At 38.7% G+C, this 22,030-nt stretch carries 15 protein-coding genes; 10 read left to right on the top strand and 5 right to left on the bottom strand.

Translation table 11 applies throughout. The annotated features are described in order from the left end of the window. Nucleotides 1-111: 111 nt before the first annotated feature. Both epsC and cysK read right to left on the bottom strand, forming a co-directional pair. On the bottom strand, nt 112-951 hold the full coding sequence (gene epsC / locus HXT38_RS03615; protein ID WP_004119974.1) for a serine O-acetyltransferase EpsC: 840 nt from the start codon (nt 949-951) through the stop codon (nt 112-114). Nucleotides 952-1,069: 118 nt separating this feature from the next. Beyond that, entirely contained in the window at nt 1,070-2,002 is a 933-nt protein-coding gene (gene cysK, locus HXT38_RS03610; RefSeq protein ID WP_421791646.1) for a cysteine synthase A, read from the bottom strand. Between the two features lie 1,017 nt (nt 2,003-3,019). Here cysK and HXT38_RS03605 point away from each other — a divergent pair. The 6 genes from HXT38_RS03605 to HXT38_RS03580 all read left to right on the top strand — a co-directional run bounded on the left by HXT38_RS03605 (nt 3,020) and on the right by HXT38_RS03580 (nt 10,173). Continuing rightward, a complete protein-coding gene (locus tag HXT38_RS03605; RefSeq protein ID WP_415705872.1) occupies nt 3,020-4,600 on the top strand; it encodes an InlB B-repeat-containing protein in 1,581 nt (526 codons plus the stop codon). Between the two features lie 491 nt (nt 4,601-5,091). Continuing rightward, nucleotides 5,092-5,514, top strand: a complete 423-nt coding sequence (locus tag HXT38_RS03600) for a GNAT family N-acetyltransferase (protein ID WP_004119964.1) — start codon at nt 5,092-5,094, stop codon at nt 5,512-5,514. 129 nt (nt 5,515-5,643) lie between these two features. Then, a complete protein-coding gene (locus HXT38_RS03595; protein ID WP_421791644.1) occupies nt 5,644-6,453 on the top strand; it encodes a nucleoside phosphorylase in 810 nt (269 codons plus the stop codon). A 291-nt stretch (nt 6,454-6,744) separates the two neighbouring features. After that, a complete protein-coding gene (locus HXT38_RS03590) occupies nt 6,745-8,511 on the top strand; it encodes an ABC transporter ATP-binding protein (protein WP_421791642.1) in 1,767 nt (588 codons plus the stop codon). A 271-nt stretch (nt 8,512-8,782) separates the two neighbouring features. Next, the gene (locus tag HXT38_RS03585) at nt 8,783-9,373 is read left to right on the top strand and encodes a type IV toxin-antitoxin system AbiEi family antitoxin domain-containing protein (RefSeq protein WP_004119958.1); all 591 of its coding nucleotides are present in this window, start codon (nt 8,783-8,785) and stop codon (nt 9,371-9,373) included. Continuing rightward, complete coding sequence (locus HXT38_RS03580; protein ID WP_421791640.1) at nt 9,370-10,173, top strand: nucleotidyl transferase AbiEii/AbiGii toxin family protein; 804 nt, start codon at nt 9,370-9,372, stop codon at nt 10,171-10,173. Before HXT38_RS03585 ends, HXT38_RS03580 begins: the two co-directional genes overlap by 4 nt. A gap of 269 nt (nt 10,174-10,442) precedes the next feature. Here HXT38_RS03580 and HXT38_RS03575 read toward each other — a convergent pair whose 3' ends face one another. After that, entirely contained in the window at nt 10,443-11,783 is a 1,341-nt protein-coding gene (locus tag HXT38_RS03575) for a Na+/H+ antiporter family protein (RefSeq protein WP_421791638.1), read from the bottom strand. Nucleotides 11,784-12,309: 526 nt separating this feature from the next. Between HXT38_RS03575 and HXT38_RS03570 the strand changes: the two genes are divergently transcribed. From HXT38_RS03570 to HXT38_RS03560, 3 genes are all read left to right on the top strand, one after another. Continuing rightward, nucleotides 12,310-13,077 (top strand): ATP-binding cassette domain-containing protein, encoded by a 768-nt coding sequence (locus HXT38_RS03570; protein ID WP_421791636.1) that lies wholly within the window; start codon nt 12,310-12,312, stop codon nt 13,075-13,077. Then, entirely contained in the window at nt 13,067-15,145 is a 2,079-nt protein-coding gene (locus tag HXT38_RS03565) for a YhgE/Pip family protein (protein ID WP_421792036.1), read from the top strand. The genes HXT38_RS03570 and HXT38_RS03565 overlap by 11 nt, the downstream gene beginning before the upstream one ends. 163 nt (nt 15,146-15,308) lie before the next feature. Next, on the top strand, nt 15,309-16,484 hold the full coding sequence (locus HXT38_RS03560; RefSeq protein ID WP_421791634.1) for a hypothetical protein: 1,176 nt from the start codon (nt 15,309-15,311) through the stop codon (nt 16,482-16,484). Nucleotides 16,485-16,678: 194 nt separating this feature from the next. Here HXT38_RS03560 and HXT38_RS03555 read toward each other — a convergent pair whose 3' ends face one another. Further along, entirely contained in the window at nt 16,679-17,809 is a 1,131-nt protein-coding gene (locus tag HXT38_RS03555) for a 4-hydroxybutyrate dehydrogenase (RefSeq protein WP_004107157.1), read from the bottom strand. Between the two features lie 192 nt (nt 17,810-18,001). Further along, entirely contained in the window at nt 18,002-19,342 is a 1,341-nt protein-coding gene (nox, locus tag HXT38_RS03550) for a H2O-forming NADH oxidase (protein WP_174143393.1), read from the bottom strand. A 478-nt stretch (nt 19,343-19,820) separates the two neighbouring features. Here nox and HXT38_RS03545 point away from each other — a divergent pair, with 478 nt between their 5' ends. Continuing rightward, entirely contained in the window at nt 19,821-22,028 is a 2,208-nt protein-coding gene (locus HXT38_RS03545) for a DEAD/DEAH box helicase (RefSeq protein WP_004107155.1), read from the top strand. Nucleotides 22,029-22,030 lie beyond the last annotated feature (2 nt).

Here is a 22,030-nt window from a genome sequence, read left to right as displayed (position 1 = left end):
TTTTACGTTTTTATGAGCGCGCACTTTTATTATATTTGGATGTTTATTGTAAATGAATCTAACAGATGTTCAAATAAAATAGTAGAAGTGGAATCAGTATTTTAGCGCGCATTAGACTTTAGGGAAGTGGTAGGTTGTGTTTGCAGGAATGCTGCGGTTGATCCACGCGTTTGCTGCGATTATACTTCCGCTTCCTATTGTGGTTTCTCCGCCTAAGATTGTTGCGTTTGCGTAAATTACAACATTATTCCCAATATTTGGATGTCGCTTTCCACCTTTTATAGGATTTCCGTTCTCGTCTAGTGCAAAGCTTTTCGCACCAAGCGTTACTCCTTGGTAAAGCTTAACATGCTCGCCGATTACAGTTGTTTCGCCAATTACAATGCCAGTTCCGTGATCAATGCAAAAATATGCACCAATTTTTGCTCCTGGATGAATGTCAATTCCGGTTTTTCTATGAGCATATTCGCTCATAAGTCTAGGAATTAGTGGCACGTTAAGCTCGTAGAGTGCGTGAGCTGTGCGGTGAATAAGCATTGCGTAAAAACCAGGGTATGCGAGCGTGACTTCTACTTTGCTTGTGCAAGCAGGATCGCCTTCGTATATTGCTTGAATATCTGTTAAAAGTAACTTTTTAATTGCAGGAAGTTTATGTATGAATTGATTGCAAGTTTCTTGAATTTTAATTGAGTTGCTTGTATAGGATTGAAGTTCGTGGAATATAATGCGTTCTATAGTGTCTAACGCGTTTGAAGTAACGGTATTCAAAGTAGCATTGAGTTGCGCAGTATCGTTACTTACATTGCGTGCATGCAACTCAGGCAAAAGTAACACCTGAGTTGCATGTATGAGCGCAATAATATTGTGATAGTTAGGTATGAATGTAGCTTGCCTTATGTCAGAATCATGAATTGAATTGAGTTTGTTTATAAGGTCAAGATGCTCATTCATACATTAATCTCCAGTATTTTCTTTGTTTTCTTTATTTTCTCGTTTTAATTACTAATTAATATTTGCACATATTATTTAATCAAAACTTGCGTGTTTATAGTAGTGCTACTAAATACAGTTAGTTTTCAAATAATGCAGTAGACAAGTATCTATCGCCTGAATCTGGAAGTATTGCAACGATGGTTTTGCCTGCATTTTCTTCTCTTTTTGCTTCTTGGATTGCTGTCCAAACCGCAGCTCCGGAAGAAATGCCTACGAGAACGCCTTCTTTTTTGCTTATAAGCTTGCCGCTTTCAATTGCGTTTTCATTTGTTACATGAACAATACGATCGTAAATGTTTTGGTTGAGCACATCTGGCACGAATCCTGCACCGATTCCTTGAATCTTGTGCGCTCCTGGCTTGCCGCCTGCGAGCACAGGGGAGTCGGCTGGTTCTACTGCAATTACTTCAAGCTGCGGATTTTGCTCTTTTAAATATGTTCCTGTACCAGTGATTGTGCCGCCTGTTCCAACACCAGCAATGAGCATATCTACGTTTCCATTAGTGTCTTGCCAAATTTCTGGGCCGGTTGTGTTGTAGTGCGCGTGCACATTTGCTTGATTGGTAAACTGTCCTGGAGTCCACGCGTTTGGAGTGTTTTCAACGATTTCTTTCGCTTTTGCAATAGCGCCTTTCATTCCTTCTGCAGCAGGTGTGAGCACGAGTTCTGCCCCGTATGCTTTCATAAGTTTTCGGCGTTCAATAGACATGCTTTCTGGCATTACAATAATGCTTTTGTATCCTTTTGTTTGTGCAATCATTGCAAGACCAATGCCAGTGTTTCCAGAAGTTGGCTCAACAATTACTGAGCCTGGCTTAATTGTGCCTGTGGTTTCTGCTTCTTCAATCATCTGCTTTGCGATGCGGTCTTTTACGGAACCTGCTGGGTTGAAGTATTCGAGTTTTACGAGGATTTTTGCTGCTAGATTGTACTCTTTTTCAATGTGAGTAAGCTCCAGAAGTGGAGTGTGACCTACGAGTTCTTGCACGGACTTGTAGATGTTAGACATAATATTTCCCCTTACTTGTTTGTTTTGTTTAATTTAATTTGTTTAATTTTGTTTATTTTTAATTTTTAAAAAATAATTTTTTATTAATAAAGAGATTGTTGTTTATTAGTTGTTTCTAAAAAATGCCATTTATCTGTTTAATATCTAATCCGTATTAAATTGTTATCTTTTCAACGTTTTATATTCGAATTTTGGCATAAAAAAAGAAACAGCGCGCTGTTTCTTAAATCGTCATTTGCTGTGTTCTAACGTAAATGCTTTTAACACAGGCTAGATGTTATGCACAGTCAGTGCTTGAAAACATCATTTCGATTAAGAAATGCGCAACAGCATACGTTACAACAACAATTTGTCATCATATTTGTATGATACATGTGCACTCCTTTACTCGTCGAAATGGTGATAAGTGGAAACTATAGCGAATGGATTTGCGTTTGTCAAACTTAATTTAAGTTCGCTAATCTTAATTTGTGCTCTATGATCCTATTTTGTGTTTGCCAAACTTAATTTTAAGAAATTATATGTTACTTTCATGCATTTTCGTTATTGCTGCTTTTGAGAGTTGGTTGTTTAGCAGATTTGATAATTTATTTGTGAGTTATCTTATACTGGAATTTGCTAAGTTTGTTTGTTATAATTGGCATGTTAATTCGGTACGGAAGTTGACAAACTGAGATCATGAAAAATATAATCCTCGACAGACAGACAGACAGACAGACAGACAGACAGACAGACAGACAGACAGACAGACAGACAGACAGACAGACAGACAGACAGACAGACAGACAGACAGACAGACAGACAGACAGACAGACAGACAGACAGCGTGATGCTGTCTTTTTCGTAACATAATTTTTATCGTCTCACCACTCTATACATTGTTTATTTTGTATTGAAATAGGTTAGTGGTTCTGCATATTTACACGCATTTTTGGTTTTGCGTTTGCACTATATAAATTTTCGAAATTTAATAAAAATTATTGTTACGATAATAGTTAGTTTGGCTGGAAATAAAAAATGAATAATAAAATAATAAAAAAAGTTATTAGTCTAGCAGTTGCTTTTGTAGCTACGATTGGACTTTTTGCTGGAACAGTGACAGCTCAGGCTGCTGGAGTGAATAATGCGAATAAGCAGCCGCTTCACATATCTATGAATTATGCAGAAAAATTAGGAAAAGGTCATACAACGCCTGGGGCGCTTGGACAGCTTAGTACTGGCATGGAAGAAATGTGGAAAAATCTTCCCATAACGGTTATTGATGGACAAGGGCATGAATTTGAAGTTAAGAAAGAATTAAATGGTCACTGTGAACGTACTGTTGGAAGTTTTGCAAATGGTGAAAAAGTAACTATCAAAGTTGATACTTCAAAGCTTCCTGATAACTATCATCTTTCCTGGGAGTCTGATTACACGTATTCTAAACCAATTAAAAATTATTCTCAGTTCCAAGTAGTTGTTGATAGTAGTATGCCTGTGCGTATTTCGCTAGCTCAAATGAAGGTTAAATTCGACTTGCAGGGAGGAAAAGTTGACGGTAAGTCGGACTCAATAACAAATATAGTAAAAAAAGATAATACGGTTGATTTTCCAGCTGACCCAACAAAAGATAATTTAGTGTTTGGCGGATGGTACACCGAGCTACCTGATACTGAGTCGTATAGACAAAAAAATGTTGTAGGCAAACGCTACTACTGGAATAGCAAATCGCCATTTTCTGATTATAGTCGCGATTGGATGTCGTGGAATGATGAGAAATTAGACCCATTGTATGACGGCGTATTTTTACTTCGCGCACAGTGGAATGCTCGTGCGACTTTTAACGCAAATGGAGGAGTGTTCAATGATAAAAATGAGAACACGAAGGACGAAGTAACAACTATAGTTGGTAAAAAAATTACAATTGCCCAAGCTCCTACGCGCGAAGATTATCAGTTCTTAAACTGGGTGGATGCTGCTGGTAAAGCCTACAAGCCTGGTGATATGTATACGTTGAATGCTAATACTGCGTTTACTGCTCAGTGGAAGCAGATTCGAAGCACGGTTACATTTAAGGATGGCGATAAGACTCAAACGGTAAAGGTGGAAACTGGTAAGGCTATTGATATGGATGTGTTAAAAGATCAGTCAATGCCTAAGAATCCAACTAAAGATGGCTACACGTTTAAAGAGTGGAATACTAAGGCGGATGGTAAAGGTACTGCGTTTACTGGTAAAACCATAGTAAATAGTGATACGACTGTATATGCCATCTTTACGAAGAATCTGAAACCAGCACCTACTCCAGATCCAATTTTGCCTGCACCTTTTGAGCCTGAATCAGGGATGGAGAATCCATTGTCAGTTCCTGAATCTCAAACTCCGGAGACTAAACAAGAGCTATCTCATGCGCCTAAGTCGGAGCATGAACATAATACAGCGCATGAATATGTGAAATCTCCTGTTGTTGAGCATAAGACTGAAAAGCATGTTCCAGATATGCCTAAGACTGGTGAGTCAGCTTCAGTTGTTGCGTTGATTTCTGCTTTAGGTTTTGCTATTGCTGGTTTCGCTGTTGTGCGATTGAGGAGAGTGTTTGAAGCAAAATCCGTAAGATAACTAGTGTTTACTTGCGTAAGTTGAAGTTTTACGCGCTTTTATAAGGCTTCGTAAAGTCTTATAAAGTAAATGAGGCGGCCTTGACTAGTTGATAGTTAAGGCCGTTTTGTTTACTGACGCTTGTTTTTGTTTACTTATATAGCTGATAAGTAAACAAATTCGGGGAAGTGCTCTTGTTTTTATTTACTTGTGTACCCTCTAAATAAACAAATTCGGTGAGAAGCTCGCTAGTTAGATCTCTTACGAAACTCACGTTGGAGGTTCACAGTACTTCCAATCCAAGTGAGTTTTTTGCATTGAAGGAAATTGAAATCCCAATGGTTTCAATCTCGGTCAAAGCGCTATAGTAGTACACGAATGCACGGGTTGTCTTTGGTGCATTAAAGTCCTATGTTAAAAGAAGAGATAGGCGACTTGATATACTGAGCGATTACGCTAGAAAATTTAGGGTTTCAACGTTGATTGCACAGTATTCGGGGGTGTTATTGTCAATGAATTTAGCAGATGTTCAAATAAAAGAGTATGAAAAGTATAATAGCAAAGATATTTTAAGGTTGTATGATTCCGTTGGTTGGTCTGCGTACACAGATGATTTAGTTGCTTTGGAAAATGGTTTTAACAATTCGCTCAAGGTTTTAGCTGCATATAAAAGTGATGAGCTAGTTGGCATTGTTAGAGCTGTTGGCGACGGATATACGGTTGTTCTTATCCAGGATATCCTTGTTTTGCCTAAGCATCAAAGGCAGGGGATAGGGTCTGCTTTGTTAAAGGCGATTGTGGATTGTTATCCTAATGTTCGTCAAATTCAATTGACTACGGATTGTACTGAAAAAACTATTGCTTTTTATAAGTCAGCTGGTTTTATTGAGTTAGCAGAAATCGATTGCTGCGGTTTTATAAAAGACAGGACATGATGCAGAAAATATGATTCTCTAGTGGCCATTAAGTGCGAATTTGCAGCAATTGACCATTTTGTGATCTTTGCGTATTAATGTGTGTATTTGTATATAGGATTGAATGGCTTGTAGGATGGAGTTGATTATATGACAGAATATAATTTACCAATTTTAGAGTATGATTCCGATAAAAGTGCAGTTTTAATGCCAAAACACGATAATATTTCTGTTCAGCTTCCATCTAAAGCGGTTTTTGCTTTCTTAGGCGATGAAATTGATCAGTATGCTTTAAGTAGGAAAGCTACGATTGTAGCAAATTTTGAATCTGCAACCAAAAAATATCCGATATATGTTTTGGAAGAAAAAGTAGGAGATACAGTAAAAGAAAATACAAACAGCGAAGTAGAAGAAGAAACACAAAAAATCTGCTTAGTACAGGCCCCGGTTGGCGCTCCTGCCGCTGTTCAGATCTTAGATTGGTTGATTTCTTACGGTGTTAGTGAAGTTGTTAGTGCTGGTTCTTGCGGATCGCTAGTTGATTATGCGGAAAACGTTTTTTTGGTTCCGTATAAAGCTTTAAGGGATGAGGGGACTTCTTATCATTATTTGCCTCCAAGTCGTTATGTTGATGTTTCAGAGCGCTCGAGGCGTGCTATTTTGCAAACTTTGCAGGCGCATAATTTGCCTTATCATGAAGTTAAGACGTGGACTACGGATGGATTTTTCCGTGAAACTAAGACAAAAGTTGCTAACCGTAAGCAGGAGGGATGCGCGGTTGTTGAAATGGAGTGTTCTGCTTTAGCAGCTTGTGCGCAAATGCGCGAGATTGTTTGGGGTGAGATTCTTTATACTGCAGATACTTTGCATGATGTTGAAAATTATGATGAGCGCAATTGGGGTGGGGATTCTAAAGCGTATGCTCTTGAGCTTTGTATTGAAGCAGTATTGCGCATTTGACACGTTTACGCTGATATCACGTATAAAACCATCGTTCTAATTTGATTTTTTTTTTAACTCTATGCTTATTATTTCTAACAAGCATTACATGTAAGTGTGTTTAACCATTTATAGGTGTTGTCAAGTAGATAAGCATGAACAATCAGGATAAGTATGATAGTGTAGCTTTCAACGTTTTGTAGCGGGCGAATCGGCAAAACAGAAGCGAAAATGCTAGCTACGAAAATGCTATTAGATAGGAAATAGTAGAAATATCGAAAATAGCTATAAAGGAAGTGAGAGGTAGCGAGAATGAACAAAACTGACAATACAGCAAATCAGCAATCGTCCGCGAATCAGCAATCATCCAAACTGCATCCCGACGTAAAAAATTACGTAAAACTATTTTTCAAAGAAAACAAGCTTGTAGCTTTTCTTTCGATGATAGTTTTTATTTCCTTGTCTATGATTTACACTGCTATTTCTTGGATTTTGCAAATTATTTTCGACTATATGGCAGGTAAAGGATCCTACTCTTTAACTACTATTTTGCTGCTTGTCGTTTCCTTTATGCTGGCAATCTCCCTGATTTTCGCGTTGAAGCGCAGTTCGTACCCTCGCTTTCTTGAAAAAGCAATGAATCAGTATAAAGAGTCTGTTATCAAGAAGCTTTTACAGAAGAGTTATAGTGATTTTTCGCTCGCGAATTCCGGCACGTATCTTTCTGTACTTACTAATGATTGCGAGCGTATTCAAGAAAAGTATTTGAAGAAGATTTTTGACTTTGTTCAAGACGTTCTTATGCTGGTAAGTTCGCTAGCTCTTATGATTTACTATAGTCCACTGCTCACTGTTATTGCTCTTATTATTTCCGTGCTTCCTATGGCGTGCTCGATCCTTACAGCTAGCGGAATTGCCACTCGAGAGGAGCAGGTTTCTAAGTCGAATGAGTCTTACACAGCTTTGACGAAGGATGTTTTGAATGGAGTTTCGGTTATTAAGAGTTTTAAGGCGGAGCAGGAGGTGATTAACCGTTATCAGAATCAGTCGATGGAGCTTGAGCATACGAAGAATCTTCGCGAAAAAACGATGACTACTGTTTCTGCTCTTGGAACGATTTCGAGCCTTGCAACTCAGCTTGGCGTGATGCTTGTTGGCGCTTGGATGGTTAATGCTCATGTTGGTGTTATTACTGCTGGAATGGTGTTAGCTTTCACCAATTTGATGAATGGTGTACTTCAGCCTATTGCAAGTCTTCCGCAAATGCTCGGCGAGATGAAGGGCGCTAAGAAGCTGATTAGCAAGATGGCCGATTATATGAGTAACGTTAAGGAAGATTCTGGCGAGATCATTGACGATTCTGTTAAAAACGTTGTTTTGCGCAATGTTTCGTACGCTTATGATGCGGATCATAAAGTCTTGAAAAATGTAAATCTAACTTTGCAAACTGGAAAATCTTACGCGATAGTAGGACCTTCTGGTGCTGGTAAGAGTAGTTTGATTAATCTGCTTATGGGCTACTACAAGGATTATGAAGGTAGTGTGAAGCTGGATAATCACGAGCTTAGTGATGTGAGCAAGAGTTCGCTTTACGATAAGACGACTCTTATGCAGCAGTCTGTGTTTATGTTTGATGCTTCGATTTTAGATAATATTACGCTTTTTAAGCCATTCCCAGATGTGGAAGTGGATCGTGTGATTCACTTGGCTGGTTTGGATGATTTGATTGCTGCTAAAGGCAAGGATTATCAGTGTGGCGAGAACGGTAGTCATCTTTCTGGCGGCGAAAAGCAGCGTATTGCTATTGCGCGAAGCCTGCTTAAAAAGTCCGAGATTCTGCTGGTCGATGAAGCTACAAGCGCGTTAGATAACGAGACAAGTGCGAACGTAACGCAGTCTATTTTAAATTTGCAAGGAATTCTTCGACTCGTGGTAACTCACCGCTTGGATGCCAATTCGCTTAAGCAATATGATGAGATTCTTGTGATGAAAAGCGGCGAGCTTATTGAGCGCGGAAGCTTTGAGGAGCTTATGAATCAAAAGGCTTACTTCTACTCGCTTTACACTGTGTCTATGTGAGGATGTTGATCTGGCTTGGGCTTGGCTTTCGCTTGGTTTGCGCTGAGCAATTTTAAGCTCAGTAGAGACACTGGTGCAGATTGCGTACTGCGCGATGTCTCTGTTTTGCGCTAGTGGCCATTAGGTGCAAAATTGCGTTGTTTGGCTACTTTGTGATTTGGTTAAATGTGGTTTGGCTATTTGCACTTTACGATTTGCTTGCGCATTTGATACGTTTATGCTGATATAATATATGAAATCAGCGTAAACGTATCATTAAGTAGGTGGGCAAATGTTAAAGGATCAATTGTGCAATTACATAGAGAAAAAGCAAGTTTTAAGCATTGATAGTGTCATCAAAGAACTTGGAATTAGCCCGTCTAGTGTTTATCGATTTATTAAAGATGAGAGCTTAGAACGCGTATCAAAAGGTGTTTACGTTAAGAGCAATTTGTGGAATGATGAAATGAATTTATTGTCAAAGCGCACATCTGTTGCTGTTTTTTCACATGAATCTGCCCTTCTTCTACATAATTTGACTGATAGAGAACCTTCTTCTTTAACAGTGACTGTTCCGTCAACTTATAATGCAAGTAGTCTAATTAAGACTGGTGTTAGGGTGTTTTATATAAAACCAGATTTTTTAGGAATTGGTAAGACGAATCTTATGTCGCTTGAAGGTAATCTTGTGCCTTCTTATGATTTAGAGCGCACAATTTGCGATATTTTGCGTTCTCGTTCTCAAATAGATGCACAGGTGGTATTTGGTGCGTTAAAAGCTTATGTTAAAAGAAAGGATAAGCGACTTGATATACTAAGCGATTACGCTAAAAAATTTAGGATTTCAAAGTTGATTTCACAATATTTGGGGGTGTTGTTATGAGAATGAAGGATGCTAATCAGCTTAAAGCAAAAATAAAGAATGTTGCACTCCAAAAGGGTGTAGATCCTCGCGTGCTAATGCGCGTATATATGATGGAGCGTTTTTTAGATCGTGTTTCTCGCTCGCGGTATAAAGACAATTTTGTTCTAAAAGGTGGAATGCTGATTTCTTATCTTGTTGGCGTAAATCTTCGTACAACAATGGATATTGATACAACTATGCAAAATATTTCTCTTAGTGAAGATGATGTGCGTATTTTTATATCAGATGTAATATCTATCAATATCGATGATGGTGTTAAATTTACGCTACAAACGCTTGATTCTATTATGCAAGAATCTGACTATCCAGGGGTTCGAGCTAGCCTAATTGCAGATTTTGATGGTACAAAAACTCCTGTTAAAATCGATATTTCAACTGGACATGCTATTACTCCATCTGCTATGGAAGCAGAATTGCCTTTAATGTTCTCAGAATCTATCTCTTTATTGACTTATCCAATTGCAACGATTTTAGCAGAAAAGTTGCAAACAATTCTTGTGAGGGAAGAATTTAACACGAGAATGCGAGATTTTTATGATTTGCATGCTCTTAGAGTGTCTCAAGGAGATAATGTCTTTAAGAAAGAAGAGATTGCTAAAGCTTTTTACGCTACTTCTCAAACGAGAAACACCCTTTATTTACTGAGTAACGTGAATGAAATTTTCGATAGGATTAAAGATAGTGAAGTGATGAGAATAAAGTGGAAGGATTACCAAAGGAAAGCACCTTGGGCTAAAGTCTTTCTTGGGAAGAAATAATGCAAGATATGAATTTCTTTTTGATGTTCTTTCATAATGAGGTTGTAGCTTAAGTTATTTTATTATTTGAATGGCTTTTATTAAATCATCGGGAGACGTGCGATAGTGGCCAATCGTTGCGAATTTGCAGCGATTAGCTACTTTGCGATTGGTTGATTGGTGGTTAAAAATAAACGCCAGGGAGTTTATTCAACTCGACTGGCGTTTATTAGTCATTTGTGTTATTCGCTAGTTGCGTTTTTACTTGCTGTGTTTGCCAAAATAATCTGCTAAATAAACTGTGATATTACAATGCCGGCAGCCATAAGCGGAATATTGAAAATAAGGAATGTTGGAACGCAAGTATCCCAAATATGACTGTGCTGACCGTCTGCGTTTAAGCCGGAAGTAGGTCCAAGTGTGGTATCGGAAGCAGGGGAGCCTGCGTCTCCAAGAGCTGCAGCAGAAGACATAAGAAGAATCGTTGCAGGAGTGCTGAAACCAATGCTCTGGCACAGTGGCACGAACAAAACCGCAAGAATAGGAACCGTGCCAAACGAAGTACCAATGCCCATAGTCACAAGCAAACCAATAAGCGTAATAACAAATGCAGCAACAAGTTTGTTTTGTCCCATAGAAGCTACACCAAAGTTTACAAGCTCCTCAACTCCGCCTGTCGCTTGGATCACGTTAGCATATCCGCCCGCAATGAGCATCACAAACGCAATAAGACCCATGAGTTTTACGCCGCCAGTAAGCTGATTGTCAATGTCATTCCACTTTATTGCTCCAAAAATAATCATAGTTGCAAGACCTGCAATAGACGAAAGCGAAAGATCCTTACTAATAACTTGCACTACTACAACAACAATAATTGCGAGAATAGTCACATAATGGCGTAAATTAAGAGGTCCGACAACGGCGTCGGCGGCACGAGTGTCAGTTTCTGTAGTTTTGTATTCGCGAGGTTTCCTGTAGAGCACAAACACTGCAAAAAGTAGTGATGCAAACATCGCAAGACCTAAATACCAGTTCACAGCACTAACGTCTGCAACACTAACCTTCATGCCATTTTTAGAAAGATTTGTAGCAATAACAGTTTGGAAAATAAGACCAAAGCCAAATGGAATAGCAATATACGGAACTTCAAGACCAAAAGCAGTGCAGCATGCTGCAGCTCGACGGTCAAGCTTCATCTTATTCATAACTCTCAAAATAGGCGGAATAAGAATAGGAATATAAGCAATATGAACCGGCACAATATTTTGAGACATGCATGCAATAATAGTTAGTACCGCAAGTAGAGCGTACTTTTTCATGCCAATAATTGAGCTAATTTTTTTAGAAATAATTTGAGCTAAGCCTGTTGCAGTAATTGCTTCCGCAAAAGTTCCAAGCAAAATGTAAGCGAGAGCGGTTTGTGCGTTGGTGGAGAAACCGTCGCAAAGCAAAGCCATAATTGTGTGATTTCCGTCACCGAAAAGAGGAAGATGACCAGCAATGCCACCTGCAATGCAAGCTACTATCATTGATAGCAAAACATTAAGTTTTGCAAGACTAAGCGCGCATAGCACTATAACCGACACAATAACCGGATTAAATATAATATTTAAAATTTGCAAACCTAGCATGCCGTTCACCCCTTTAAATGCTTGAATTTTAATATATTGTTTGAAGCAATACGTTTTATTTCGTATTGCTTACGCTTGTATTTTTGCATATGTATTCTCACATATGTATTTCTTACATTTAGTAATTAAGGACAATATAGCATGGAAGTGTTTACAACATGTTTCTTAATTAAAGATGAAATATAAACAATTCAACAGAAAGATTGAAGTAGCTTAACAATTGTTTACCCAAAAGAGTACCCTAAGGTATCAGTGGTGAAGAATTAAGAATAATCACCAAATGTCCGGTTTTGCACCGTTTTATGCAGCATTGCAACGTGAGTTTATCGCTAAAAATAGCGATAAAGCAATGTGAAAAGTAAAAATTGTTTTGCTAATTGCGAAGATCTAAAAATAAACAACAAACACAAACAACAAAATTAAAAATTGAAAATTAGTTATTTAGAGTAAGGAGGAATGCCTGGCGCTCTAAGCGAAATTTAGATACTGCGTTGTGTCTAAGCAATAAGCGTCAAACATACAAATTATGCAAGAGGAACAAACGTTTTTAGAAGCTAAAGAATTAGGGTTAAAAAGATTTAGAAGATCGCCATTTTGGGATGTGTCGCTAAAAGTTGCACCTCATCAAATCGTTGCAATTTCAGGCGAACATGGTTCTGGAAAATCAGCTTTGCTGCTTGCATTATCTGGTTATATGAAATTCACTAATGGAATTCTTACTATTGCGGACGTAACTCTTCCTAATGATTTCCAAGAATCTCGACAATACGTTGGTTTGGGATTATTTAGCGGAATTAACGAATTTTATAAAACGCAAACAATAGAAGAAGTTCTTATGAGCGAGTTGAAACTAGCAGCGCGCTCGCCTCTATTTTTGAAGCAATACAAAAATGATGTTAAAAACCGTGAAGCTTTACAGCAGTACGCTTACAACGTGTTAGCTCAATGGAAAGTATTTTCTCCTCACGAAACAGCAATAGGAGAGTTGACTCCGTGCGAGCGCATGCGTTTGGCAATTGCGCTTGCTTTGTTAAAAAAGCCGTGGCTGCTATTTGTTGATGGAATTGAAACGGAGCTTACTAGCGAGCAAAGCGAATGCCTATTTTCCGATATTCGCGCGTATGTTAGTAAAAATTACTGCTCTTGCCTTGTTGGAGTTTTGCAAAGTGAGTTAGAAAAGCAAGCTGATCAAGTCTTAAGACTAAGCCCAAATCATGGGGAATCAGAAAATTCTCATATTGATCCACAGCTTGGTACAAGTGAAGCAAATGGTGGTGAAAACAATGCGCGTTAATACTCTTGCTCTTGCATTTCGAGAGCTTAACAATACGTTGAAAGGAAAAGCTCGAAAGCTTGTTATTGGAACCGTAGCTTTGATTCCACTTTTATACGGATCGCTTTATTTGTGGGCATTTACTAATCCTTATAAGACTTTGAATACTGTTCCTGTAGCTGTTGTTGTTGAAGACAATGGTGCTGTGATTAACGGCAAAATGCGTAACATTGGAAACGAAATCAAAACTCGTTTAAAGAATCAAAAAGATGGTAGTGAGGGCTTCCAATGGAATTTTGTTAATAGTGATGAAGCAAACAAAGGTCTTAAAAATGGCAACTATTTTATGGTAGCAACCATTCCAGCTTCCTTCAGTAAGTGCATTGCTTCTGCGCAATATGAAACTCCTACTAAAGCAAAACTTCATGTAAAGTACGATCAGGCAAGTAATATGCTGGCATCTCAGATTGGCAAAACTGCTTTCCATACTATGCGTAGCGAAATCAGCGAGGCGATTGCTCAAGAGTATTGGGAGAACATGTTTGCGAAAGTTAATTCTGCTTCTGATTCTCTTGGTGACGCAGTAAATGGTGCTGGTGCTTTGCATGAAGGCTCAAAATCTTTGCAAAATGGAGTAAATAAGCTTGCAGATGGATCTAATCAACTTTCACAATCTTTGCGAAAACTTCAAGGCGGATTAAGTGAGCTTCAAAAAGGAGCGAATACTCTTTCTAAAGCAAACGCTAGAAGTAAAGCAGGCGCGCAATATCTTGCTCAAAAAACGCAAGATTTAGCAAACGGAGCTCAACAATTAAGCAAAGGAACTCAAAAACTATCGGCAGCAACAAGCGAATTTTACGATGGTGCGCAAAAGCTTTCTGCTTCTAGTAGTGAATTAGAGGAACGCGTTAAGGCTGGAAATGCTGAAACAAAAGCACAAATTATGGGTCTTCTTATGAAAGCGCAAGATCCTAGGGTCACTAAGGAAGACGTGCTCACTAGTTTGCAAGGTTTAGCTGGAGGATTAAGTGAGAATTCTGATCTTCTAGAAACAAATCTTTCTGCTTTAAGCGCTGGAGCAGACAAGCTTTCTGCTGGAAGTTTGCAAATAAAGGGCGGAGCTGACGCAATATCTCAAGGTGTTGAAGCTGTTAATACTGGCTCAAATAAGCTTGCTGCTGGAGCGAATAGTCTTGCTGAAGGTTTGGCTCAAGTAAGTAACGGTAGTGAGAAACTAAATAATGGTGCGAATGCAGCAGCTCAAGGTTCTGCGAAAATAGTTAATGGTTCTGATCAGCTTAATTACGGAGCTAAGAAGCTATCGGATAATACTCCAAAGCTGGTTGAAGGCGCAAAAAAGTTGCATGACGGGCTTAAGAATTCTCAAAAGTCTGGAAAAATCAACAATATCGTGCAAAAAAGTAAGATGATGAGCGCGCCAGTTTCTTTGGAAGAACACGAGTATTCTCACGTTGAAAATTACGGAACAGGTTTCGCTCCTTACTTTATTTCCATCGGACTTTGGGTCGGTGCTCTTATGGCAACCTTTGTTTTGAGAGTTATGGATAGGCGAGCGATACTAAATGGCATGAATCCGCTTAAGAGTGTGCTTATTAGCTTAACGCCGTTTGTGCTTATGGGCATTGTGCAAGCTGTAATTCTTATGGGCGTAGTGCACGTTGTGTTAAAGTTGCAAATTGATAACGTTCTTGCGTTCTATGGTCTTGGAATTATTGCATCCATAATGTTTATGGCAATAATGCAAATGATTATGGTGATTTTCCACATACCAGGGCGAATAGTTGCAATTGTGCTGCTTATGTTGCAAATCACAAGCTCTGCAGGAACATTCCCAGTTCAAATGACGCCGGCATTCTTTAGAGCTGTTCACCCATACTTGCCAATGACGTACTCGATTATGGGGTTGCGTCAAGCAATGGCTGGAAAGAACAGTGGCGAAATAGTTTTCGGCATTGAAATGCTTGTGCTTTTCGGCGTGATTGCGATTGCTATAACAAGCATCGTTGCGCGCATGAAGCGTACTGTAACGATGTTTGATTTGCATCCTGTGATAACGCTTGAGGCGTAAGCGTCGCTTATCTAATACTAACCTGCGTAAGAGTGAATAGCTTTTGCGCAGGCTTTTTATATTTAAGTAACCTAAATTTATGCAGTTTCCAAACATTACAACGTAGTATTAGAATATTTAACTTGCTTGCTTACAATTAGTTAAAGTTTGAGAAGGGGTAGTTATGCCTAATGGAATTGCGGTGAAGCTAAAAAAATTTATTGCATTAGCACTTTCGCTGTTTCTTTTTATGCCATTATGTTCAGGATGCTCAAATCAAAATGGCGCAAATACAGAAGCTGTTAATAGTGCAAAAAAAGTTAATGTTATTAATGCAAAAGTAGCAGCTTTATATAAAAAAGTTTTAGCAAACGCTGATAAATATAACCTTAATGAAGCTGATTCAGAAATTGATACTAGCAAAAGTAAGTATTCTTACGCGTTAGTCAATATGAGCGATAGGGATATTCCGGAGCTTATTCTTCGGAAAAATTATAAATATGTGTCATGTTCGAAGGTTTTTGCTGCAAATAAAGATTACAGTGACGTTGTTTCTTCAAATGATTTAATTTGCGATGGCGTTGGAGACATTGGCGGTTTTAGGGCTTCGTTATCGCAATACGCAGACAGCAATTCATTAAGCTATGTTGAGTGGTCTTCTGGAACAGGGGATACTGAGGCTTACAAGGTTACTATGAATATTGCTGATAGTAATCCTCTTAAAAAAGAAAAATACTGGTCTGGAATAATCACTGATCTTCCTAAACAGAATACAAAAAATATTAATTTTGTCAGTACAGATGACACTACGCTTCTCGATAATTTGGCAAAAACTGAAGATAATACTTATGAGAAAACCGTAAGCAATAAAGGCGGCGACTCTAATTCAGAAGATAAGGATTCTAAGAAGTCTGGCGAGAATGCAAGTAAGAAAGCTGATTCTAAGAAATCCGCTAGTGGCGAATCTTTAGACAGCAAGATTAAAGCTGAAAAAGCAAGCGGAAGGCAAGTAGTTTCCGGAACTGTGAAGGTTTTGTCGTACAACCAGGTTCTTGAAGCGCAAAATATTCAAGATCCTAATCCGGGATCTTCAGATCCTAATCAAACTTTCATGATTCTTATTCTGGATAATAAAACCAGCGTTACTTTGCCTCACAGCGGCGATATGGGCAATCCACCTCATCCTAGCGATGCGACCATGATGGCGTTTGATGATGGTAGTCAAGCTAAACAAATCATGGAAAAGTATGTGAATAAGAAAGTTTATGTAAGTTTTATTGTAAATGATGGATTCTTCCCTTCGGACACTGGATTGCCTTTAGGTGAGCCTCATTTGTGCAATCTAAAAGTTATTGAATAGCTATTGTTCAATTAGAAATAGTTGAAGTAGCTGTGGTAGTTGCACTGGTTGCAATAGTTGCTACAAATAAAATAAAGACCCCACATTTATTTGTGGGGTCTTTTGTTATTTTGCTTTTGTTATTTTATGAAAAACTATTAGAACGTAATTAAAATCAACAAATTCTAGAAAATAAGTTTGCTAAAAATCTGATTTTAGAAAGTAGACGCGTAGACTTCGGCAATTGCAGCTTCGTCCATATGCATATAGGAGTTCTTCAAAAGTCGCTGCTGTTCTTTAACAACGCTTGAAGCCCAGCTTTGAATCATATCCTCGCTCATGCCATACTCGTGAAGCCTATGCTTAGGAAGAATCGTGTTAAGCACTTCGTCAAGCTTGTCTAGTACGTCTGCCTTCTTGCATTCTAGAATATTTGCCATGAAGTCGAAAAGCTTAGAAAGCTCAGTGTTTTCTGCGTTATTCTCGTTAGCGTCGTGCTTAGCATAGTATCGCAAAACGCTTGTAAGAAGCGCAGCATTCGTCTCGCCGTGAGCCACGTGGAAAGTGCCGCCAAGCGGATAAGCCATAGCGTGCACGCAACCGCAGCCAGCGTTACCAAACGCAATGCCAGCGTAAAGACTTGCTGAAACCAAATCGCTTACAACTTGGCTTTTTGCGCTGCTGCCTTCCTTTACAACTCGCATATAACTTTGCAAAATAAGTCCGCAAGCCTTGTAACTAAACATTTTTGTAAGCTCTGTTGCAATAGGAGAAAGTGCGGACTCAATCGAATGTGTAAGAGCGTCAATAGAGCTGGTTGCAAAAACGTAATCCGGTAGGCTCTTTAACAATTCCGGAATAAGAACCGCGTCCGTAGCGTAGCAAGCATCGTTTGCCAAACCTTTCTTGGTATTGCGCTTAGTAAGCGAGAACACGGCAACGTTCGTAACTTCAGAACCGGTTCCGCAAGTAGTTGGCACAAGAATAAGATCAGCGCCTTTTTGTGCAGGAATCTTGCCGTCGACCAAGTCTTCAAGCGGGCTAGTTTGTTTCAACGCACAAACCTTCGAAATATCCAAAACAGTGCCGCCACCAATGCCAATCACGCGCTTTGGAGTTGTGTGAATGTCGCTAACGATTGCATCAACCATTGCATCGCTCGGCTCACCCTTGCCGTATTTCTCTTGGAAAATAACGTCGCAATCAAGATTCAAATCACCAAAATAAGGCTCCCAAATGTATTGGTTTGTAATAACCAAATCACCCTTGCCGAGCTTGAATTCTTGCGCAAAGTCGCGTGCCTGCTCGAACTTATGAATAGTTGGTTTAATAGAAAGCTGCTTCATCCTAGACTCCTTTGTTTTAATCTGCATGTCTTACGCTAATATGCGCGTCGTGTGCGCGCTTTTGTGCGCGGATGATTAAAAAACCAAGCAACTGCTCCATTATAGAACAGATTGCTTGGTTTAATAAATGCGATTTAAGCTAATAGCAGAAGCTAATCGCAGAGATTAATCATCAAAGATTACAGATATTAATCATCCCTTCAACAAAGCAGTGTAAGCAGCCATCGTAATGTAGTTGTATGGCTGGTTGAAGTGAGGCATGAAGAAGATGTCGCACAAAGCAAGTTCCTTAATCGTGACTTTCTTCTGAATAGCCAGCGAGAACAGGTGAATTGCGGCAGACATATCGTAGTTAGAAGCCAATTGGCAACCAACAATAACCTTCGTATCCTTCTTGTAAACGATGCGAATCTTCACCTCTGGATTCTCAACTTCCATAAACGCAGGCTTTTGAGTATCTTCGAAATCAACGTAATCAACATCCATGCCCTCTTTTTGAGCGGCAGTTAAGCTCAAGCCGGTGCAAACAAGCTTGTAGTCGTAGATCATCATTGCGCTAGAACCTTGCACGCCCTCGGTTTCTACAGGAGTTCCGCAAACGTTGTGACCTGCAATCAAGCCGCTTCGAACTGCGTTAGTAGCGAGCGCAATGTAGTTTACGCGGTCTCGAGCGTTGTCGTAGATTGTAGCGCAGTCGCCAATTGCGTACACGTCCGGATCGGAAGTTTGCTGCTTCTTGTCAACGAGGAAAGCGCCATTAGCATACTGCTTTAAGTGATCTTTGCCGAGCGCAACGTTTGGGTGGAAGCCAATAGCGCAAATCACCATGTCTGCATCGTAAGTGCCTTTGCTTGTTTTAACAGCCTTGACTTCAGTGTCTCCAACAATTTCTTCAACAGTTTGACCAAGTTCAAACTTAATGCCTTTATCTTCCATAATTTGCTTCAAATTATCGGAAAACTCTGGGTCAAAGTAGCCGTTAAGAATATGGTCTTCCATGTCAATAAGAGTTACGTTCTTGCCAAGTCGCTTAAAAGCTTCCGCAAGTTCCACGCCAATGTAGCCTCCGCCAAGAACCACGACGTTATTAAAATCGCGCTCTTGAAGCTTAGCGATAACAGTTTGAGCGTTCTGGAAAAGCTTTACCATTTGCACGTTTTCCAAGTCAATGCCCTTAATGCGAGGCCTGTTTGGAAGGCTGCCGGTAGCAAGAACCAGCTTGTCGTAAGAATCGTGAATAACAGTGCCGTCTTTAAGTTCGACTGTTACTTCTTTCTTTGCGTAATCAATGTCGAGAACTTTACTTTCAAGATTTACCTTAGCGCCTTTTTTAACGAAATCTTCTGGCTTCTGATAGAACAGTCCGTCGCTGCTTTGAATTTGCTTGCCAATCCACAAAGCCATGCCGCAACCAAGGAAGGAAATATTACTATTCTGATCGTAGATGGTAAGCTCGTTTCCTGGGTAGCTCAAAATGGTGTTAGCGCAGGCAGTGCCGGCGTGATTTGCGCCAATCTGAATGATCTTCGTCATCGGTAATCTCTTTTCGTCGTTGAATCTAGTTTAATTTTATTTATTTCTGTTGAATTCTGCTGAAATTAATTTAATTTAGTTAATTTAATTTCGCTAAATTCTGTTGAAATTATTGTATGTGCTTCAACTGCTTTGTTTAATTCACGCTGCGGCGCGAATGCACATCCAATGCATAATACTATTACACGAATGCGAGTCTTACCAATTTTGATTTTGTGCGTGTTGTGGGGGGAGTTGTGTGGTTATTTCACAATCTGACTATCACTAATCTTTTCGCGAACATGAATTACATAGTAGAATCCTGAAGTTTGTATACAGTTTATATACAGTGACATTCACATATGTACAGTTTTTTGTGATGCGTTTTAATGTTTTGATAAAGTGAGAGTTATATGAAGGGGTATTGAAGTTGTGCTGCAAGTAATTGCGGATGATTGCTAGTAGAATAAGTTAAAATTCTGCAGATTTAAGGAGAAACATGAGAAGAGAATTTTCGTTTTCAGATGCTAGGAATCTGATAAGGCTGCATAAAAATTTGCAATACAATCTTGTTTCTTTAAATAATAAACAAGATGAGGCTAGGGTGCTTCTTGAGCATGTTGCACAAAAATATATATCTAATCAAGCTATCAGAATGGCAAAAAATGTTTCGATTGTAGAAGTTAATCGTGAGAAAAAAGGTATAAGAGTATCAATTCTTAAGAATGCTGGTTTTAATAATTTTGCTGATGTATTTAAAGCATCAGTGTATGAATTATCGGCTATTAGAGGTATTAGCGAGAATGGTGCAATTGAAATAAAAAGAGTTGTCGATGAAACTGTAGAAGAATTAAAAAAGAGAGTTAAACTGAAGCTTAGTTTAAGCAATAAAAGCAAGGATGTAGAAGATATCATTCGCTTTGCTTTTCTTTATAGGTATACTAATCAGTTTACGAAGGTTAGTAATAATTTAGCTGATAAGTATTTTCCAGTTATAGAGTCAGCTGTCGAACAAGCTAAACCAGCAAAAGGGTTTTTGAGATGGGCTTTTGCGTCAGATGAAAATAGACAGCGCGCAATTGAAGCTTGTAGGTTGCTTAGTGATATATTAACTGGTGAGTATGGTCAACAAGCTCATCAGTCTGTAGAAAATTTAGATAAGATACGCAATTTTAGCTGTGATCCGTGGGATGAATTACGGAAGAATCCGATTCAATGTGCGAATGTTATTGAAGATCTTGTTCCGGGGCTATTGGGAAGTGTTGACGATTTTTATGGTTTACCTGAAGGGCTTGCTGGCGAAGTTAAGAAACAGCCTATATTGTCAGATGGTTTATCATGTCAGCTTAGACGATACCAACAATTGGGTGTGAAATATATCCTTCACCAAAAAAGAGTGTTGCTTGGTGATGAAATGGGACTTGGTAAAACTGTTCAAGCTATTGCTTCAATGGTTTCTTTAAGAAATGAAGGTGGTACTCACTTCATTGTTATATGTCCTGCAAGCATTATTGTGAATTGGTGCAAGGAAATTAAAAGATTTAGTAATTTAAGAGTAGTTAAGGTGCATGGTTCTCAAAGAGATAGAGAATTTGCGTTACAAGATTGGATGAGTAATGGTGGTGTTGCTGTTACAACTTATGAAATGACATCATATTTTAACCTACCAGATAATTTTGAATTCTCAATGATTACTGTAGATGAAGCTCACTATATAAAAAATCCAGAAACAAAACGCTATCAGAATACAAAATTAATTCTTAATCATGCTAACAATATTCTTTTTATGACAGGCACTGCTCTTGAAAATAAAGTTAGTGAAATGGTGAAACTTATAAAATTATTGCAACCGGATATTGCTGCCGAAATTGTTGGTACCAGAAGTTTCGTTCTTTCAGATCTTTTTAAAGAGAAAATAGCTCCTGTTTATTACCGTAGAAAACGAGAAGATGTTTTATTTGAACTTCCTGAGTTAATTGAGAATAAATCTTGGTGTCAGCTTAATGCAGAAGAAGAATCTGAATACGAAAAAGCTTTGATGAGTGGTAATTTCCATGCTATTAGGCGAGTTTCGTGGAATGTTGATGATATGCGTAACTCAAGTAAGGCAAAACTATTAAAAGAAATAGTTGAAGAAGCAGAACTAGAGGAGAGAAAAGTACTTATTTTTTCTTTCTATTTGGATACTTTGCATAAAGTAGTTGATGCGTTCTCAAACAAGTGCATTGGTTTGATAAATGGTTCAGTTTCACCAGAAAAAAGAATAAAGATTATTGAAGAATTTGATAATGCACCAGCTGGAAGTGTGTTGGTGTCTCAAATCATGTCTGGTGGTACCGGTCTTAATATTCAATCCGCCAGTGTGGTAGTTATATGTGAGCCACAGCTTAAGCCCTCTACTGAGAATCAAGCAATTTCCAGAGCATATCGTATGGGTCAATCTAGGGATGTGATTGTCTATCATCTTTTAGCTGAAAAAACTATTGATGAAGGAATTACAAAAGTCCTTGAAAATAAACAGGAAATCTTTAATAGATTTGCTGATGAATCTGTTGCGGCTCAAAAAGTTGAAATTGATGAGAAAACATTAGGAAAACTCGTTGATGATGAAGTTAATCGTATTAGTAAGAGCAAAGATAATGTAAAAAATGTTTCCGAAGAAATCGAAAGTAAGGTCGAAAATAATACTAAGAATGAATTAGTATAAGT

Source organism: Gardnerella sp. DNF01157, assembly GCF_049244225.1.
Taxonomy (GTDB): Bacteria; Actinomycetota; Actinomycetes; order Actinomycetales; family Bifidobacteriaceae; genus Bifidobacterium; species Bifidobacterium leopoldii.
This window is presented reverse-complemented; position numbering and strand designations above follow the sequence as displayed.

Excerpts from the sequence above, each read along its gene's own strand:
- HXT38_RS03570 (WP_421791636.1), top strand. The coding sequence starts at position 12,310 with ATGCAAGAGGAACAAACGTTTTTAGAAGCTAAAGAATTAGGGTTAAAA.
- cysK (WP_421791646.1), bottom strand. The coding sequence starts at position 2,002 with ATGTCTAACATCTACAAGTCCGTGCAAGAACTCGTAGGTCACACTCCA.
- nox (WP_174143393.1), bottom strand. The coding sequence starts at position 19,342 with ATGACGAAGATCATTCAGATTGGCGCAAATCACGCCGGCACTGCCTGC.
- HXT38_RS03585 (WP_004119958.1), top strand. The coding sequence starts at position 8,783 with ATGTTAAAGGATCAATTGTGCAATTACATAGAGAAAAAGCAAGTTTTA.
- HXT38_RS03605 (WP_415705872.1), top strand. The coding sequence starts at position 3,020 with ATGAATAATAAAATAATAAAAAAAGTTATTAGTCTAGCAGTTGCTTTT.
- HXT38_RS03545 (WP_004107155.1), top strand. The coding sequence starts at position 19,821 with ATGAGAAGAGAATTTTCGTTTTCAGATGCTAGGAATCTGATAAGGCTG.
- epsC (WP_004119974.1), bottom strand. The coding sequence starts at position 951 with ATGAATGAGCATCTTGACCTTATAAACAAACTCAATTCAATTCATGAT.
- HXT38_RS03560 (WP_421791634.1), top strand. The coding sequence starts at position 15,309 with ATGCCTAATGGAATTGCGGTGAAGCTAAAAAAATTTATTGCATTAGCA.
- HXT38_RS03580 (WP_421791640.1), top strand. The coding sequence starts at position 9,370 with ATGAGAATGAAGGATGCTAATCAGCTTAAAGCAAAAATAAAGAATGTT.
- HXT38_RS03595 (WP_421791644.1), top strand. The coding sequence starts at position 5,644 with ATGACAGAATATAATTTACCAATTTTAGAGTATGATTCCGATAAAAGT.
- HXT38_RS03600 (WP_004119964.1), top strand. The coding sequence starts at position 5,092 with ATGAATTTAGCAGATGTTCAAATAAAAGAGTATGAAAAGTATAATAGC.
- HXT38_RS03565 (WP_421792036.1), top strand. The coding sequence starts at position 13,067 with ATGCGCGTTAATACTCTTGCTCTTGCATTTCGAGAGCTTAACAATACG.
- HXT38_RS03555 (WP_004107157.1), bottom strand. The coding sequence starts at position 17,809 with ATGAAGCAGCTTTCTATTAAACCAACTATTCATAAGTTCGAGCAGGCA.
- HXT38_RS03590 (WP_421791642.1), top strand. The coding sequence starts at position 6,745 with ATGAACAAAACTGACAATACAGCAAATCAGCAATCGTCCGCGAATCAG.
- HXT38_RS03575 (WP_421791638.1), bottom strand. The coding sequence starts at position 11,783 with ATGCTAGGTTTGCAAATTTTAAATATTATATTTAATCCGGTTATTGTG.